This window comes from Streptomyces sp. NBC_00859 (assembly GCF_045161865.1).
Lineage (GTDB): Bacteria > Actinomycetota > Actinomycetes > Streptomycetales > Streptomycetaceae > Streptomyces.
In genome coordinates this window covers 3,679,888-3,697,821 of the sequence record NZ_CP108826.1, presented here as the reverse complement: position 1 = coordinate 3,697,821, position 17,934 = coordinate 3,679,888, and the positions used below count along the sequence as shown (strand labels likewise).

The 17,934-nt window shown below is 64.2% G+C and carries 12 protein-coding genes; 7 read left to right on the top strand and 5 right to left on the bottom strand.

Features of this window, described 5'->3' with window-relative positions:
• Window positions 1-302: 302 nt before the first annotated feature.
• From dnaK to OG584_RS15850, 6 genes are all read left to right on the top strand, one after another.
• Entirely contained in the window at window positions 303-2,165 is a 1,863-nt protein-coding gene (gene dnaK, locus OG584_RS15875) for a molecular chaperone DnaK (protein WP_405778485.1), read from the top strand.
• Window positions 2,162-2,824, top strand: a complete 663-nt coding sequence (gene grpE / locus OG584_RS15870) for a nucleotide exchange factor GrpE (RefSeq protein ID WP_405778484.1) — start codon at window positions 2,162-2,164, stop codon at window positions 2,822-2,824. Before dnaK ends, grpE begins: the two co-directional genes overlap by 4 nt.
• A 33-nt stretch (window positions 2,825-2,857) precedes the next feature.
• A complete protein-coding gene (gene dnaJ / locus OG584_RS15865) occupies window positions 2,858-4,048 on the top strand; it encodes a molecular chaperone DnaJ (protein WP_405778483.1) in 1,191 nt (396 codons plus the stop codon).
• Window position 4,049: 1 nt separating this feature from the next.
• Window positions 4,050-4,517 carry a heat shock protein transcriptional repressor HspR gene (locus OG584_RS15860; RefSeq protein WP_405778482.1) on the top strand — a complete coding sequence of 156 codons (468 nt, stop codon included), beginning with the start codon at window positions 4,050-4,052 and terminating at the stop codon, window positions 4,515-4,517.
• A 247-nt stretch (window positions 4,518-4,764) separates the two neighbouring features.
• Entirely contained in the window at window positions 4,765-6,294 is a 1,530-nt protein-coding gene (locus OG584_RS15855) for a hypothetical protein (RefSeq protein WP_405778481.1), read from the top strand.
• A gap of 96 nt (window positions 6,295-6,390) precedes the next feature.
• On the top strand, window positions 6,391-7,422 hold the full coding sequence (locus OG584_RS15850) for a LuxR C-terminal-related transcriptional regulator (RefSeq protein ID WP_405778480.1): 1,032 nt from the start codon (window positions 6,391-6,393) through the stop codon (window positions 7,420-7,422).
• Window positions 7,423-7,712: 290 nt separating this feature from the next.
• Here OG584_RS15850 and OG584_RS15845 read toward each other — a convergent pair whose 3' ends face one another.
• The 4 genes from OG584_RS15845 to OG584_RS15830 all read right to left on the bottom strand — a co-directional run bounded on the left by OG584_RS15845 (window position 7,713) and on the right by OG584_RS15830 (window position 14,401).
• The gene (locus OG584_RS15845; protein WP_405778479.1) at window positions 7,713-9,539 is read right to left on the bottom strand and encodes a prolyl oligopeptidase family serine peptidase; all 1,827 of its coding nucleotides are present in this window, start codon (window positions 9,537-9,539) and stop codon (window positions 7,713-7,715) included.
• On the bottom strand, window positions 9,532-11,694 hold the full coding sequence (locus OG584_RS15840; RefSeq protein ID WP_405778478.1) for a prolyl oligopeptidase family protein: 2,163 nt from the start codon (window positions 11,692-11,694) through the stop codon (window positions 9,532-9,534). Before OG584_RS15840 ends, OG584_RS15845 begins: the two co-directional genes overlap by 8 nt.
• Window positions 11,695-11,812: 118 nt before the next feature.
• Window positions 11,813-12,469, bottom strand: a complete 657-nt coding sequence (locus OG584_RS15835; protein WP_405778477.1) for a DUF5825 family protein — start codon at window positions 12,467-12,469, stop codon at window positions 11,813-11,815.
• Between the two features lie 36 nt (window positions 12,470-12,505).
• Window positions 12,506-14,401, bottom strand: coding sequence for a RiPP maturation radical SAM C-methyltransferase (locus OG584_RS15830; protein WP_405778476.1), 1,896 nt, complete (start codon window positions 14,399-14,401; stop codon window positions 12,506-12,508).
• Between the two features lie 852 nt (window positions 14,402-15,253).
• On the opposite strand from OG584_RS15830, the gene OG584_RS15825 reads away from it, so the two are divergent.
• Window positions 15,254-16,567 carry an MFS transporter gene (locus OG584_RS15825; RefSeq protein WP_405778475.1) on the top strand — a complete coding sequence of 438 codons (1,314 nt, stop codon included), beginning with the start codon at window positions 15,254-15,256 and terminating at the stop codon, window positions 16,565-16,567.
• Window positions 16,568-16,874: 307 nt separating this feature from the next.
• Here the strand turns inward: OG584_RS15825 and OG584_RS15820 are convergent, their stop codons facing one another.
• The gene (locus OG584_RS15820; protein ID WP_405778474.1) at window positions 16,875-17,858 is read right to left on the bottom strand and encodes a LuxR C-terminal-related transcriptional regulator; all 984 of its coding nucleotides are present in this window, start codon (window positions 17,856-17,858) and stop codon (window positions 16,875-16,877) included.
• Between the last annotated feature and the right edge of the window lie 76 nt (window positions 17,859-17,934).

Here is a 17,934-nt window from a genome sequence, read left to right as displayed (position 1 = left end):
GGCGGGCCGCCCTCCGGGTCGGCCGGAGCCGTACGTGCCGCTCCGTAATCCGCATTAGTAGGAAAACATGCAGAGCAATGGGGTGTTTCGGGCGATACGCTCATCTGTGGCGTGTATCGCATACCGTTCCGGTGCTGCGGCCCTGGCCCTGCCCAGTGACACCTGCTCCCACCAGTGCTTTTGCTGCATTGCGCATAAGGTCGGGATAAAAGTTGAGTGGGCTCGACTCATGTCGGTTGACGCCGCAGGATCTGTCGTGCACTCTTGAGCCAGTTCCACTCAAGTCAGCTGGAGGATTCACCATGGCACGTGCGGTCGGCATCGACCTGGGCACGACTAATTCCGTCGTCAGCGTTCTCGAAGGCGGCGAGCCCACCGTCATCACCAACGCCGAAGGCGCCAGGACCACGCCGTCCGTCGTCGCCTTCGCCAAGAACGGCGAGGTGCTCGTCGGCGAGGTCGCCAAGCGCCAGGCAGTCACGAACGTCGACAGGACCATCCGGTCGGTCAAGCGCCACATGGGCACCGACTGGAAGATCGACCTGGACGGCAAGAGCTTCAACCCGCAGCAGATGAGCGCCTTCATCCTGCAGAAGCTGAAGCGTGACGCCGAGTCGTACCTGGGGGAGAAGGTCACCGACGCGGTGATCACCGTCCCGGCGTACTTCAACGACTCCGAGCGCCAGGCGACGAAGGAGGCCGGCGAGATCGCGGGCCTGAACGTCCTGCGCATCGTCAACGAGCCGACGGCCGCCGCGCTGGCGTACGGGCTCGACAAGGACGACCAGACGATCCTCGTCTTCGACCTCGGTGGCGGCACCTTCGACGTGTCGCTCCTGGAGATCGGTGACGGCGTCGTCGAGGTCAAGGCCACCAACGGTGACAACCACCTCGGTGGTGACGACTGGGACCAGCGCGTCGTCGACTACCTGGTGAAGCAGTTCGCCAACGGCCACGGCGTGGACCTCGCCAAGGACAAGATGGCTCTCCAGCGTCTCCGCGAGGCCGCGGAGAAGGCGAAGATCGAGCTGTCGTCCTCGACGGAGACCACGATCAACCTGCCGTACATCACGGCGTCGGCCGAGGGCCCGCTGCACCTGGACGAGAAGCTCACCCGCTCGCAGTTCCAGCAGCTCACCACCGACCTGCTGGACCGCTGCAAGAGCCCCTTCCACAACGTCATCAAGGACGCGGGCATCCAGCTCTCCGAGATCGACCACGTCGTTCTCGTCGGCGGCTCGACCCGTATGCCGGCCGTCGCCGAGCTCGTCAAGGAGCTCACCGGCGGTCAGGACGCCAACAAGGGTGTGAACCCGGACGAGGTCGTCGCGATCGGCGCCTCGCTCCAGGCCGGTGTCCTCAAGGGCGAGGTCAAGGACGTCCTGCTCCTCGACGTGACGCCGCTGTCCCTCGGTATCGAGACCAAGGGAGGGATCATGACGAAGCTCATCGAGCGCAACACCACGATCCCGACCAAGCGTTCCGAGATCTTCACGACGGCCGAGGACAACCAGCCGTCCGTGCAGATCCAGGTCTACCAGGGCGAGCGCGAGATCGCGGCGTACAACAAGAAGCTCGGAATGTTCGAGCTGACCGGTCTGCCGCCCGCCCCGCGCGGTGTGCCGCAGATCGAGGTCGCCTTCGACATCGACGCCAACGGCATCATGCACGTCGCTGCCAAGGACCTGGGCACCGGCAAGGAGCAGAAGATGACCGTCACCGGTGGCTCCTCGCTGCCGAAGGACGAGGTCAACCGGATGCGCGAAGAGGCCGAGCAGTACGCGGACGAGGACCACAAGCGCCGCGAGGCCGCCGAGTCGCGCAACCAGGGCGAGCAGCTCGTCTACCAGACCGAGAAGTTCCTCAAGGACAACGAGGAGAAGGTCCCGGGCGACGTCAAGACCGAGGTCGAGGAGGCCCTCACCGAGCTGAAGGAGAAGCTCAAGGGTGAGGACACCGCCGAGATCCGCACGGCCACCGAGAAGGTAGCCGCCGTCTCGCAGAAGCTCGGCCAGGCGATGTACGCGAACGCCGACGGCGCTGCTGCCGCCGGTGGCGCGCCGGGCGCCGAGGGCACCGAGCAGGCCACCGAGGCCCCTGACGACGTGGTCGACGCCGAGATCGTGGACGACGAGAAGGACGGCCGTCAGGGAGGCGCCGCATGACGGAGGAGACTCCGGGCTTCGAGGAGGAGCCCGACGTCCCCTCCGGCGCGACCTCCGAAGACGCCGCGCCGAAGGCCGCCGAGCCCGACTCCGAGAAGGAGTCGGAGCCGGCGGCCCCGGCCGGGGACGCACAGAGCAGTCAGAACGCTCAGGACACAGCAGTCACCGCCCAGCTGGACCAGGTCCGCACCGCGCTCAGCGAGCGCACCGGGGACCTCCAGCGGCTCCAGGCGGAGTACCAGAACTACCGTCGCCGGGTGGAGCGGGACCGGGTTCAGGTCAAGGAGGTCGCTGTCGCGACCCTCCTGTCCGAGCTCCTTCCGACCCTCGACGACATCGGTCGCGCCCGGGAGCACGGCGAGCTGGTCGGCGGCTTCAAGTCGGTGGCCGAATCGCTGGAGACGGTCGCGGCCAAGATGGGCCTCCAGCAGTTCGGCAAGGAGGGCGAGCCCTTCGACCCGACGATCCACGAGGCCCTGATGCACTCGTACGCGCCCGACATCACCGAGGACACGTGCGTGGCGATCCTGCAGCCGGGGTACCGGTTCGGCGAGCGCACCATCCGTCCCGCGCGGGTCGCGGTGGCCGAGCCCCAGCCGGGCGCGCAGGCCAAGGACGAGGCGCCGGACGAGGACAGCGGTGGCCCGGACGAGGGCTGACGTAAGCAGCGAGCGGAAGGAGGGACGTCGGGGATGAGCACCAAGGACTTCGTCGAGAAGGACTACTACAAGGTTCTCGGCGTCCCGAAGGACGCCACCGAGGCCGAGATCAAGAAGGCGTACCGCAAGCTCGCGCGCGAGCTGCACCCGGACGCCAACAAGAGTGACGCCAAGGCCGAGGAGCGGTTCAAGGCGGTATCCGAGGCGAACGACGTCCTCGGCGACCCCAAGAAGCGCAAGGAGTACGACGAAGCGCGTGCTCTCTTCGGCAACGGCGGCTACCGGCCAGGACCCGGCGCGGGCGGCGGCTCCTTCAACTTCGACCTGGGGGACCTCTTCGGAGGCGCCCAGGGCGGAGGCGGGGGGCAGCCGGGCGGCGCCGGCGGTTTCGGCGGCGGACTCGGGGACGTGTTCGGCGGACTGTTCAACCGGGGCGGTCCGGGTACGACCCGCACTCAGCCGCGGCGCGGCCAGGACATCGAGTCCGAGGTGACGCTCAGCTTCACCGAGGCGGTGGACGGGGCCACGGTCCCGCTGCGGATGTCCAGCCAGGCGCCGTGCAAGGCCTGTTCGGGCACCGGCGACAAGAACGGCACACCGCGGGTCTGCCCGACCTGTGTCGGCACCGGCCAGGTGTCGCGCGGCACCGGCGGCGGGTTCTCGCTGACCGATCCGTGTGTGGACTGCAAGGGCCGCGGGCTCATCGCCGAGAACCCCTGCGAGGTCTGCAAGGGTTCCGGGCGGGCGAAGTCCTCCCGGACCATGCAGGTCCGGATCCCGGCCGGTGTCTCCGACAACCAGCGGATCAGGCTGCGCGGCAAGGGCACCCCGGGCGAGCAGGGCGGTCCGGCCGGTGACCTCTACGTCGTCGTCCATGTGGACGCCCACCCGGTGTTCGGCCGCAGGGGCGACAACCTCACCGTCACCGTGCCCGTCACCTTCGCGGAGGCGGCACTGGGCGGCGAAGTGAAGGTCCCGACGCTCGGCGGGCCACCGGTCACGCTGAAGGTGCCCGCGGGCACACCCAACGGCCGCACGATGCGGGCCAGGGGCAAGGGCGCCGTACGCAAGGACGGCACCCGTGGGGACCTGCTGGTCACCGTCGAGGTCGCCGTACCGACGGAACTCAGCGACAAGGCACGGGAGTCGCTGGAGACGTACCGCGCCGCGACCGCGGGGGAGGACCCGCGTGCGGAGCTTTTCCAGGCCGTGAAGGGAGCTTGAGATGAATGGCCGCCGAGGACGACGCGACCCCTCCATGGGGTACGAACTGACCGACGAGACCCCCGTCTACGTCATCTCGGTCGCCGCTCAGCTCTCGGGTCTGCATCCGCAGACCCTGCGCCAGTACGACCGTCTCGGCCTGGTCTCACCGGGCCGGACGGCCGGGCGCGGCCGGCGCTACTCGGCCCAGGACATCGAGCTGCTCCGCACGGTGCAGCAGCTGTCCCAGGACGAGGGCATCAACCTCGCGGGCATCAAGCGCATCATCGAGCTGGAACACCAGGTCGCCGCGCTCCAGGCCAGGGTCGCCGAACTCTCGTCGGCCGTGGACGGCGCGGCGGTGGCCATGCAGCAGCGCGAGGCACAGGTCCACGCCTCGTACCGCCGTGACCTGGTCCCGTACCAGGACATGCACCAGACCAGCGCGCTGGTGGTCTGGCGGCCCAGGCCCAAGCGGTCGCCGGAGTAGTACAGCGGACGCGTGTGTGAGGGGCCGTCACCCGGAGGGGTGGCGGCCCCCCACGCGTGCCCCTGGACCACTCGCACCGCCGGTCCCCGCTCCATGCAATGCAGGAAGCCTCCGCTCGATGCAATGCAGGAAGATGGTGGTAGCGGGGATGTGGCGGCCAGGTGCATTGTTACTCCGTCCGGAGCGGCTGAAACGGCCCGGTGGTGAACGGCCGGATCGTGCACCACACATCGGGGAGACCAGGCCAGTGACGCGCGACTTTCATGCCCATGTGCTTCTGTGCGAGCACGACATATCCGCGGTACCGCGCGATTATGTCGTTGACGTCGCCTGGACGAAGCGCGTACTGGAGCGCTGGACGGTGGACTCCGTGTTCAGGGCGGAATTCGCGTCCGGTGCCACAGCCGCGCTTCAGGCGATGGGTGCCCCTTTGGAGCCCGGCCAGATCCGGCCGTTCACCGAAGGCTTCGATCTGGAGGCCGAGTTACCGCTCTCGGCCCGCCGCTATGAGTCGTTCATGCGCGAGAAGCGTGAGCTCCGCCGCCGGTTCTCCGCTTGCGGCGAGGCTGCCGATCCTGGCATGGCGGCCTGGCGGCGCCGTCAGCTGTACCGGTGCACGGGTGAGCCGGGGCAGGGGCGGGAGGACGCCACCGCGCACGCGCCGGTCGCGTTCGAGCTCTCTGCTGCGGGCTGCGCGCAGGGCGGGCGCGCGGAGACCACAAGCGGTCACGGACGGCCGTACACCACGGACGACGCGGCCCTCTGGCGCGACACCCTGACGACGATGCGCCGCCTGCTCGGTGATGTTCTCGACGAGGGGCTCCTGTGCTGGGCCACGGACCCGCTGGACACCCCCCATTACGAGAGCTACCTGGCCGACTTCCATGAAGTCGTCGGCAGTTGTCCCCGTACCACTACGGCCCTCGGTCACAAGGACGTCGGGCGTACACGGCAGTTGCTCGAACTCACACGGTCACTGGGGCCCGGGGCCGACAGGTTGTCCATCGGCTCGGTCGATTCCCTGAACCGGCTGCACGCGGCGTTCACCGCGGAAGAGCTGCTGCGGGTGGAGTGTGTCCCGCGGAACCCGGAAGCCGCCGAATCCATCCGGAGCCCGCACACCGACCGGGCGCGGCAATTCCCGCGGGAATTCGCCCGGGAATTCGCGCGGACGAGAGAGGCCGAACCCTCCGCACCCGATGTGGCACCGGTGCCGGCCGGAGTGTCCGGATTCCTGATCGGCATGACCGACCGCACGGTACAGCTCGTCACGCCGTGCGTCCCGTCGGACCGCTGGCCCCTGGGGCACTGGGTCCTCGGCCGCGGCCGGTTCTCGGACGCGGCCGGCCTCAGCGAGGTGATCGAGGGGATGATCGCCCGCAACATGAGGGCCGGAGTGGGACTCGCCGATCCGGTACGCCTGCGCCGGGATGCCCGCCTCGCGCTCTCCGACGGCGAACTCCGGATCAGTGCGGCCGGCCGTCATGTCGCGGTGTGCGACCAGCCCGATCTCGACGACCTCGCTGCCTGCCTCAGGGAGGAGAGCCCGCTGATGGCGATAGCGTTCGCCACCCGTCGCAACTACCGGTCGGGAGTCGCCCCGGAGCACACGTTCGCCTGGCTCGACCACCTCTTCGAGCACGGGCTGCTGGACGAGGAGCCCGAGCCGGAGCCGTTGAAGGCCGTGGCGGCCGGAGCGGTTCAGGGAATACCCCGAAGGTGTGAGGACGGACAACTGCCCTGCGGCCAGGGCGGAAGCGCTGGCGGCTCGATCTGACCCGGACTCCGTGAATCTATGCAGTGTCAGCGGACGAGGAAAGAGCACGGTCGGCATTCGCTCGGAGTGTCGCTATGTGGCGTGAACCTTGACTTGGTGAGCATCAAGCCTATTTCGTCAGGAGTGTGGGAAGTGTGGGAAGCCTTCGGTCTCGACAAGTCCGTGGAGTTGGTCTACGAAGCGATGCTCACTCAATCATGGAACGGGATCGCTGATCTTGCATCCCAGCTCGGGTGCAAACAAGTCGATATTCGTCGCGCTCTCGACGAATTGTCGCAACTGTCGCTGCTGCGCCCTTCGCGAGATGATCCTGATACATTCCGTTTGGTCAGTCCAGAACTCGCTGTACAATCCTTGCTCGCCCGACAAGAGGCCGAACTCGTTCGGCGACAGGCAGAAATCGTGGAAAGCCGCGCGGCGGCCGCTATCTTCGCCGCCGAACACACTCGAGCCCGAACCGGAGAGGGGTACTACGGCATTGAGAAAATCAATGGCATCGACACAATGAGGGACCGACTGGAGTGCCTCGCCCGCGGTGCAACTCACGAAGTCATCTCACTCATGCCTGACAGTGCCTGGGGCCCCGCCGACATCGAGGCGAGTCGAGAGTTGAATCACGAGCTATTGGGGCGCGGCATAAAGGTGGCGACCATCTACCTCAACAGTATCCGTAATGATGGCCCAACAACCGATTACGCTCTCTGGCTCGCCGGCCTCGGGGGGAAAGTGCGGACCTTGCCGACCCTCCCCACCCGCCTGATCGTGTTCGACCGCAGCCTGGCAGTTATACCGTCCGGTGCAGACGCGAGCGTGCCAAGCGCTCTTGTGGTTCACGGCGCAGCGCCCGGCGCCGCGTTCGGTGCCTTTTTCGATCAGCTGTGGGCGGCTGCATATTCGCTTGAGGCGCCTTCGAATCGGGACGATGAGGGCCTCACAGGGCAGGAGCGTGCACTCCTGTCCCTGCTTGCTCAGGGTGCCACTGACACGGTGGTGGCCCGTAAGCTTGGAATCTCACCGCGTACCGCACGCCGCAATACGGCTCAGCTCATGGAACGGCTCGAAGCCCGGAGCCGGTTCCAGGCTGGGGCCAAAGCCGCAGAACGCGGCTGGCTGTCGTCGTCTCCTTGAGTGCGCTTCTGCTACGGGGGACCAGCGTGGGCACTGGGCTGCCGCCAGCAGTTCCACTGACTGCCCGCGTCTCCTGGTCGTGCACCCGATCGGCCAGGCAGAAGGAGCCGTTGCACCGCGAGCGTCCGAACGCCTGCAACGTGGGACGGTGCCTGCTTCGCAGGTCCGCGTCCTGTTGCGGTTCCCCAGCCGCAGGGCTATGAGGCACACAGGGAAGCCGTGGGCCCGTGCGTCATTTGATCAACCGACAACGGAGCGCGCTCCAAAGGGGTAGGCGTGGCCTGCCAGGCTCAAGGATGTGCCGCTCTCAAGGTGCGACGGCGAAGGGCGCCGACGAGGAAATACCCAACGTCTGACCATGCCTGCAGCTCGTTCTGTCGCTTGGTGAATCCATGTCCTTCGTCCTCGTACACGTCGTAGCGAATATCGACGCCGCGAGCGCGGAGACGGGAGACAAGCTGGTCGCCCTCAGCCTTGGAAACCCGCCGATCTTTTGCGCCTTGGATGAGGAAGAGGGAGGATTCAATACGATCAGCGTCGGTCATCGGGGATCTGGCCCTTAGCATCTCTGCATCAAGTTCGGGGTCCCCGACCCACTCAGCAAGAAGTGGCCGCCAAGTTGCTGGCGCTGCGTGCAAAAAAGTGACAAGGTTGGTCGGCCCCATGACGGAGACACCTGCTGCCCAGTAATCGGGCAGCTTCGAGAGGCAGCTGAGCGCTGCAAATCCGCCGTAGGATCCGCCGAAGACCGCCAGTCGCTGGGGATCTGCCCAGGGTTGCGCGTGCAGATACAGGGCTGCGTACTCCAGGTCTCCGAGCTCAGCGCCACCCCAGTCGCGGTGGATGAGTCTCTGGTACTCGGCCCCGTAGCCGGTAGAGCCACGGACATTCGGCGCCATGACAGCGATTCCGCTCGCCACAAGATACTGGTAGAGCCCTGCATACCGGTACACCGGACGCTCTTGTTCCTCAGGGCCACCATGTACCGAGAGCACTACGGGGAATGGACCCTCGCCGCGTGGGCGATAGATATAGGCGGGTACGTGGCGGCCGTCATGGGTGACATAGCGAATCAGCTCCGGGTCTACCAGCGAGTTCGAGCTCAATGCAGCCGCAGGGCGGTTGTCGGTGAGATACCGGAAGCCACCTCCATCGAGTTCGACCACACAGACCTCGGTGGGACGGGTGGCCTGATCGAGCTGGAAGGCGAGAGTTCGCCCATCCGAGTCCATCGTGAGACAGCGAATCTGTCCTGACGGGACAGCTGGTGACGGCAGGTCGACGTCATTGTGCCGAACTCTGATCACGGAACGGCCGTCTTCATTGATGACCCATGCCAGCACTGAGCCATCGGACGAGCAGGCCGCTTCCTCCACATCCCAATCCGAATGCGAGCACGAATCAACGCAGTCGGACTGTAACTGATGGAATACGAGAGCCAGATGCCCAGTCGCCGCATCTGTAATCCGGTACAGCCCGGACGCGTCCTTCCCCCATGGGCCGGGGTGGTGCATCTGCCTGCCTTGGTGGCTGGTGAGGCACCGCCACTCGGAGTGATCTGTGGACAGGTCGAGCAAGTACAAATCTGTGTCCATGGTTGCGCGTTCGGCCCGTACTAGGACCTGTCTTCCATCCGGTGAGAAACCGACTGGCTCGGCCACCAGATCCGCCGGGGCGACGAAGCGCTGATGATCGGCGTTGCTCAGGTCGCGGATGACAATGTCCTGGGCCGAGGGGTCACGGTCGTTCGCGGCGTAGACGAGCAGCTTGCCGTCCGGGGAGAAGGGAGAAGCGGCCAAGCAATGGTCGGCCGCAGAGTCGGTGAAGGGCGTCGGGTCGCCGCCGGCCACCGGTATCAGATAGAGCTGGCGCAACTCGCCGCCGTGGTGGTCAGCGCTGAACGCGAGGGTCAGTCCGTCCGGTGAGTAAGCGATTTGGCGCACGGCATGATCGGTGAATCGTGTGAGTTGCCGTGGGGCCCCGCTGCGCACTGGATACAGCCAGACGTTGTACTGGCCGGAGAAATTACTGGAGCATGCCAGCATGTTGCCGTCGGGGGAGAACACCAGGACCTGCTTGAAACGGCACAAGGGAGCATAAGAACGAAAGTCAGTCATGGCAGTCCTCGGACCAAGTCGTCAGTTCGTTGGTTGGCTGCGACAGATGTGCGGCGTGGAACGCGAGGGTGTCGGCGCAGAGCTCCACAGCGAGCGAGATGGCCCGCGCTCCGTGCCCCACACCGGCCTCGCGGCGGTACAGCACCGGGTGGCGACCACTGGTTGCGTGTTGGAGCGCGGCGGCCAGTTTGCGCGCATGAAGCGGATCGACGCGGGTGTCGCCATCGAAGACAGTCAGGAGTACCGCCGGATAGTCGATACCCTGCTTGACCTGGTGGTAGGGCGAGTACGACAGTAACCAGCCGAACTGCTCGGGGTCTGCGGCAGTCCCATACTCCATGGCCCAAGTAGCTCCGAGCCCAAATTGCTCGTAGCGGATCATGTCGAGCAGCGGCGCGGAGCATACGACAGAGCCGTACTTCTCGGGGTGTTGAGTGAGCGCGACGCCCACCAGTAGTCCGCCGTTGGAGCCGCCGTAGATGCCGAGTCCGGCCGGTGTCGTCCAACCGTGCTCGGTGAGCCAGTCGGCGGCTGCGTGAAAGTCGTCATAGACTTTCTGCTTGTTCTCGAGCATTCCCGCACGGTGCCAGCGCTCGCCCTCCTCGCCGCCGCCGCGGATGTTGGCGACCGAGTAGATGCCGCCGGCCTCCACCCAAGCCAACATGGGCGCGGAATATCCAGGGGTGAGTGAGACACCGAAGCCGCCGTACCCGTTGAGGATGGTGGGACGCGGACGGTCGGGCCCACTGGCCGGGCCGACCGCGCTGGCTGGAGCGATCACGAACATCCTGACAGTGGTGCCGTCTGCGGACTGATAACTGACCTGACGAGTTATCACATCTGGAACTTTCACCATTCCAGGGGCCGAGGACCATCGCTGCACCTGACCGGTGCATCCGTCATATCGGTAGACACAGCGTGGAGTGGTGAAGTCGCTGTACCCGAACCACACTTCATGGCCACCCTCCGAGCGGGTGGCAAGACCGTTCACCGAACCGAGGCCCGGCATCGGGACAGTGTCCTCCAGCCTTCCCGTCCTCAGGTCATGCACGCTGAGTTCGCTGACTGCATGTCGGGTCCAGCAAATGAGCATCAGTGGCGTGGCCATCTGCGGGCCGTCCAGGATCGTGTACTCCTCAAGAACGGCTTCTGAGTCCTGCGGGACCAGGTCTTGCCAGTCGGAGTAAGCCAGCCTCTCAGCCGTGGTGAAACAGATACGTCCGCGGGGGGCTCCGCGATCGGTGCATAGGTAAAGCCGGTTCTCGAGCGGAGTGCCGGGACGGCCGAAGCGCACCAAGGTGATCGCGTCAACGTCTTCCTGGACGGTGCGGAAGTGTGGCGACGCCAGGTGCGTGAAGTCGTCGACGCCGGCGCTGGGCAGTTCCGCAATCCAGACGTCGTTGCGTGGTGCGGTGCCGGTCGACGCACTGATACTCAGCCACCGGCCCCCCAGTGAGACCGCCACCTTGTAGTAGTTTCGCTTGTCCCGGCCATCTCCGAAGACCATCCGGTCCTCGGCGGGGTCGGAACCGAGCCGGTGCAGCCACACACGCCGGTGGTACTGCGTCTCAGCTTCTGGTAGTTGGGCAGGATCCAGTCTGCGGACGTAGTAGTACGCTTCGCCGCCCGGAAGCCAGGCCACCGAGGAATATCTCAGTCTGTCAATGGGGCCATCCACGATGTCACCGGTATCCACGCGCATGACCCGCAGCACTGACTCCTCCGTGCCACCATGCGAAAGCTGGTAAGCGAGTAGGTCACCCTCCTGCGACGGTTGATAGGCGTCCAGTGTGGTCCGGCCACTGGGGTCGATGAGCATGGGATCGATGAGGACTCGTTCGACCCCGTCAGGGCTTGCCACCATCAGGACGGCGTGATCCTGTCCAGCGGACCGCCGCATGAAGAACTGTGTACTTCCTCGCCAGCTCGGTGTGGAGACCCAGCCCGCGGCTAGCAACCCGCTCATGGCGTCACGCATTCGGGGAAGTTCTGCCAGATCCCTGCGATGCTCTGCGAACAGAGCATCCTGCTGCTCACACCACTGCACCGTTCGAGGATCTGTCGGGTCTTCCAACCAGCGGTACGGATCAGCGATCCGGTGTCCATGCTGGACCTCGACGAGGTCCGACCGTGGAGCCACGGGATACGCTGACATGTTTCTGGCCGTTTGGGGGCGGGAGCGCGATATGGTCACTCGAATAGTTCCCATGGTCAGTGGTCCTGTCTGTCGGGGCCTTGGACGCCGCATTCCGCAGGAGACCGGGGCAGTGGCTTCAGACCACGGTCGACGGAAATGGCCAGCGTCGGACTCGGTACGGCAACCACCACACCAGTTCCCCAACGGTCCCTACCAGATCTTCGGCGGCGAACTCAGCCAGGACGCCTGATGGCACGCTATTGGGCATCGCGCCTGGCAATAGGGTCGGAACTGCGCCTAGCTCGGACGGTTCGTCGAGGGTCAGACTGGCGAGATATCCGTTACGCCGATCGCGAACCTGAAGAAATCCGGGCCCTTGCCGGAAGATGAACTTGCAGACGTAGAACCTCGACTGCCATTGCTCGAGTGCCGTTCCAGCCCCGGGAAATCCGCCGAGTTCTACAGGTGGGTACAAGTGGCTCAGTGTTCGCCAGCTGTCCAGGTCCCCGGTTTCTCCCAGGTTCAGACGCCAGTGCACGACGATTCCATGAGAGGTGAGTTCGCGTACGAGTGTGAGCGCGCGGATGGTCGAGAGGGGATCCCGTTGGGAGGCCAGGTCTACTGGCTCGTACAGTTCCGCACGCCGGGCACCGGCCGTGTATGCCGCTCGGGCCTGCTCGGCTGTGTCCTTGCTGACCGGGGTGTCACCGAGCTTCATGTTCCAGCTGCGATACACGGCGGGCTCGTATTCGCGCCAGAACCCCACGGTCTGCGGCGTCACTTGGGTGATCAAGTCGGTCCTCCTTCTGGTGGGTCCAGAACTGTGCTGTCAAGCCGGCAGGAGTTCTGGTGAGTCCACGCCTTGCCGCCTAGCCTTGTTCCCTCGCTCCTGAGCGATGTGCAACACAGCTTGATTTCGCGCCTCGGGCGCTACCTGGATGTAGGTGCCGCTCTCAGTGAACACCACGCCCAGATTTCGCCACTTGTCGAGCAACTGCTGGAGGAGGGGTTCACCCACGGATAGCTTTCGTGCCAGGGAAGGAAGGTTGTGTGGTTGGTCCAGAAGCCGGAAGGCCGCCAGCTCCAGAGGGTCTTCCAACAGCAGCACTGACCATTGGAACCCTGGGCGGTCGCTCACCAGCGTGATGGAGTGACCTAGATCGCAATAGGTCAGCCGACTGTGCGGATAGGCGCGCTTCCAGTCGTCGATAGCGGCATCCAGCACGCTGGCCGTCTGCTTTCCGATTCCCTGGGGCGGCGCGCTGAACAGGTATGCCAGGTCGTTGAGTTCAGACTCCGGAAGATCGTAGATCAGTGAGTACTGCGGATCGGGCCGGCGCTCGGCGAAGCCACGGTCGGGTTGATTGAAGTAGGGGCTGAAGCGTTCGAGGGCGATTCGGCTACTGCCTCCGGCTGGGAAGAGGTGGTGCAGAGCCGGCATCTGTACAATGACGTCAGTATAATCTGTATCCGATTCACCCGGGAATCCGTAGAGGTAATTCCAGGAGACAGTCAGACCGTGGGTCTCCGCGTCCCGCATCATTCGGACGTTATGGCAGCCGGTAACGCCCTTGTCCATGAGTTTGAGAACATGGCTGTTGAGGTTCTCGATTCCAGGCTGGACGTGCATGAGACCGGCCTCCGCCAACGTGCCCAGCTGTTTGTACCGCATATTGGACTTTATCTCGTACTGGATGCGTAGGTCGTATCCGGATTCGACTATCCTGGGAAGAACAGATTTCACATATGCCATGTCGAGAATGTTGTCGACGACGAATATGTCCAGTACCTGGTGGCGCTCAACCAGTGTGATCAGTTCCTCGTAGAACCTCGCCGGACTCTTGCTGCGGAACTCCATGAATGATCCATTCAGTCCGCAGAAAGTGCAGTGGTGCTTCTCTCCCCACCAACAGCCACGTGCGCCCTCCAGGACCAATTTTGGCTCCGCCCAACCGCGGGCCTGCGAAGCATTGAGACGCTCGAAGTACCCGTCGTAATCGGGAGCTTCGATCTCGCCGGGGGGCAACGGTCGAGCGTCCATTGGATTAGCTGATGTCTGTCCGTTATGGTCTCGCCAGCACAGTCCGGGTATTTTCGCCAGATCCCCTGTATCTTGCAGCGCTGCAAGGAGTCGAGGGAATGCAGATTCGCCTTCTCCCCGTACTACATAGTCAACGAAATTGAAATTTCTGTGGAGAGCGGCTCCCTGTTCGCCATCACAGTTGGCGCCGCCGAAGATGGTCGCTACGCGGGGCATAAGAGCCTTGAGGTGTTTTGCTGCGGCGAGTGAGGCGGCGTTCTGCTGGAACGTGGAAGTGAAGCCGACCACGTCGGGCATGAGTCCTGCGATGCGCTTCACGATATGCTCGATGAACTGCGGAACCAGTGCATGTAGCTGAATGGACAATTCCAATTCAGCTTCGGTCATGCTGTTTCCAAGCTGCTCCTTAAATTCGGCGAGTCTCCACTGGGGATTGTCATACAAGGCCGAAGAGAAGACCCAGTCACCGCAACCCTTGAAGTAACTGACCAGAGAGTAATAGTAGTAGTCTCGACCATGGAAATCTATGCGCTCGGTGATCCAATCCGCGAAATCAAGGTTTGCGTGGATTACGTCGATCTCGGCATCGGGCATGGCCTTGGCGACGCGATTCTTCAGTATTCCGAGGGCGAGCGAAGGTACTTCTATCGGAGCCCAGGGCATGTTGACCAGCAAAACTCGCACGGCAGGTGTACTCCTTAGGGATGTCGGACGTGGGGCCGCCGTAGAGGCGACCCCACACCTGAGCTGTCAGCGGTGCCCGTCAGTCTCCGACGGAGACCGTAATAGGTGCGTTCAGCTCGCCGTCTTCGCCCTCGATGGGGTCGTTCTCGATGGTGATCTTCCTGGCCATGAGGATGCCTTCTCTCTGTAGTGAATCGACCTAGGGACCTGCGAAATCTTTGGGTCCCTTATTCGATGGAGATGGTGATGGGTGGGTTCGTCTCGCCGTCTTCGCCCTCGATGGGGTCGTTCTCAATCGTGATTTTGTGGGCCATGGTGCGTTCCTCCTCTCATTTGTGAAGGCCGACCAGGGCGAGAGGTCAGTAAGCCGGCTCGGGTACGTTTTGCTCGGCCGAAGGGTCCTCGGAAAGTATGGGAAGCGTCTGGAGTTGCTCCAGGTAGTCTTGCATCTGCTCCTCCGAATCTGTATTCATGCGGGCATGTTTGCGCGCCAACGGATTCGTACCTTCCTTGATCGCTGGACCTCCATCGTCGGACTCAATCGGAATGGAAAATCAGGGGCATTTTCCATATCGAGTCCGACGATGGACGGAGCAACCAGTGATACGGATCCGAAACGTCTGGAGGTGCGAATGGAACTGAACGTCTGCATCTCCATTCGTCCCTTATCCATTCACGGTTCGCGCCGGGTTTTCTTTCGGTGCGACGATATGAATTCTGCACACATCGGCAAGCCCTGTCAGCCGCGATCGCTGGCCTAAACCGTCTTTGCCTGTTTAGGCCAGCGAGCTATGTGGATCTTCACGTCCCATCCTCTTCCCAGTGGGTCGCAGCTGCCGACACAATGTCGCGATGATGCTGATCAATCGCAACTACCGGTTGCTGTGGGCAGGGCAGTTGGTCTCCCAGATCGGTGATTTCGCCTTCGCCACGACTCTCTCGCTCTGGATCGGGCAGGTACTGCTGGCCGGCAAGTCGTACGCTCCGGCTGCAGCCTCGGCGTTGGTTGCTGTCGTCGCAGTGGGAACCCTCACTGTCGGACCGGTCGCGGGGGTTTTCGTCGACCGCTGGGACCGGCGCCGCACCATGATCATTACTGACCTGGTTCGCGCGGGACTGATTGGCGCGTTGACCGTCGTCGGGTTCTTACCCAATGGCACTTTGCCGGACATGGGTGTTCTCGTGGCTGTATATGCCACGGTGCTGTTGGCCACTTCCGCCGCGCAGTTCTTCAACCCGGCCCGGTTTGCACTGATCGGGGATGTGGTGGAACCCGAGGAGCGGGCACGAGCTTCCGGAATCGGCCAGGCGACACAGGCCATCGCCGTCATCGCAGGACCGCCACTGGCCGCACCACTTCTGTTTGTCGTCGGCGTGCGGTGGGCGCTATTGCTGAATGCACTCTCCTTTCTGGTCTCGTTCGTAGCCGTACGTGCTGTCCGCGTACCTGCCACGGCCTCCGCTCCCGCGCCGACGGCCCTGCCCGGACTGGCAGGCGTGCGTGCAGAGTTCATGTCGGGACTGCGGATGGTGACGCAGAGCCGCGTCGTGACCGCACTGGTAGTCACCGTTGCTTTGGTCACCGTCGGTGCTGATGCCCTGAACACGTTGAATGTCTTCTTCGTGACCGACAACCTGCATGCCGATGCGAGCTGGTACGGGACGCTTGAGATGGCACTTGGGTTCGGACTGATCGGCGGGGCTTTCGTTGCCACATGGCTGGTGGGCCGACTGGGTGCTGCCCGAATATTCGCTTTTGGGCTGATGTTGACCGGCGTAGGCCTAGTGTTCTACTCGAGGCTGGGCGCTCTTGGGCCATCCCTCGTCACGTTGGCCGTCGTGGGCATCCCCTTGGCGGCAGTCAATACGGCATTGACCCCAGTTTTGCTGGCATCGGTTCCACAGTCCCATTTGGGGCGGGTCATCTCTGTGATAAATCCCGTTCAGCAATTGGGTGCCCTGGTGGGAGTTTCGGGTGCCGGCTGGCTCGCCAGCACGGGTTTGCGCGACTTTCATGCGACCGTGGGCGATATGCGGTTCGGGCGGATCGACACGATCTTTACAGCGGCCGGCCTGCTGGTTGTCGCAGGCGGGTTGTACGCAGCGATAGCCCTGCGATCCGCGGTGCGTAACCGGGATAAAACAGTGCAGAACTTCAAAAAATGACGTCGTGTTCGGTGCTTTTCTTTTCGCCAATACGAGGGGGAAGGGAGTGCTGCGGCCCCCTGCCGTCGGCTGACGCACTCTGCTTCGTCAGCGACTGTTGTCGTATCTCCGACAGAGGCGCCGGGGACGGAGGCCGCAACCGAGATTGTGGCAGCAGTTCCTTGGGTCGCCGCTTCGGACTCTGCCGGGCCGGTGCGGTCCGAACACTGTGGGCGGCGAGGCCACGGTCATCTGTTGCCGGTGTGCCTTCCATCGGTTCTCTTCCAACGGATCAGCGTGGGTCTCGGGGGGTGCCGGTGTGAGGCACTCACTCTGACTGGTGCGTCTCAGGATCCTTGAGCATCCCGGACTGTGCGATCCGTACGCCGAGTTGTACCCGGTTCGTGGTGCCGAGCACCGTGGAGAGGTGCGCGATGTGCGTGCGGCAGGTGCGGACGCTGATTCCGAGCCTTTTGGCGACGGCTTCGTCGGGGTGTCCTTCGCTGAGGAGCCGGGCGACGGCGTACTGGCGCTCGGAGATCCCGGCCTCGGCGGGTACGGGCGGAGCGGGTTCGTGCAGGGCGATCCCCTGCCGCCAGAACCGCTCGAAGACGGTGGCGAAGTATTCGACCAGTGCGGGGTGGCGCAGTTCCAGGGCGGTGGTGCGGTCGGCGCTGGCGGGGATGAACGCGACCGAGCGGTCGAAGATGATCAGGCGCTCGGGGATGTCGTCGAGGCTGCGGATCTCTATGGAGTCGCCCATCTGCTCCAGGTAGTCGCGCAGACCCGGACTGTGCAGCGAGGCTCGCTGGTACAGGGTGCGCATGCGGGCGCCGCGCTCACGCAGTAACAGGCCTCTGGGCAGTGCGGTGCGCAGTTCGTATGCGCTGCGCGGACCTGGCTGGACACACAGCACCTCCGAGCGGCAGGCCTTGTTGGCGCGGTTGATGGCGGTGTTGATACGAGGCAGGCCTTCCAGGACGACGACTCCGGGTGCGTCTTGTGGTGATCCCGGGGTTCCGGGCGTCATGAAGCGCTCCAGGGTCTCCACGATCTTCACCTCCCGCGAACGGTGAGTGTGGATCTCCGACTCGATGTCCCGGAGTATCGCGTGGAGTGCGAGCGAGGGAGGCGTGGGAAGGAGGCGTTCCATGTCGTCCGGGTCCGGATGCAGAAGTCCCAGATCGATGAGGCAGGGTGCGGTGGTCGCCGCCCGGCGGCTGACGCGGCCCTGCTTCAGGGCTTCCGCGTAGGCCCGGCTGCCCGCTTCGCACAGCTCCTCGACGCCGTGTGTGTGCTGTGGCCCCGTCACTACTGCCCTTCCCTGGGTTCCGGAGTGCTGGATCAATCTGCAGGGGACCTGCAGAATCTTGACGTTAACCCCGGTG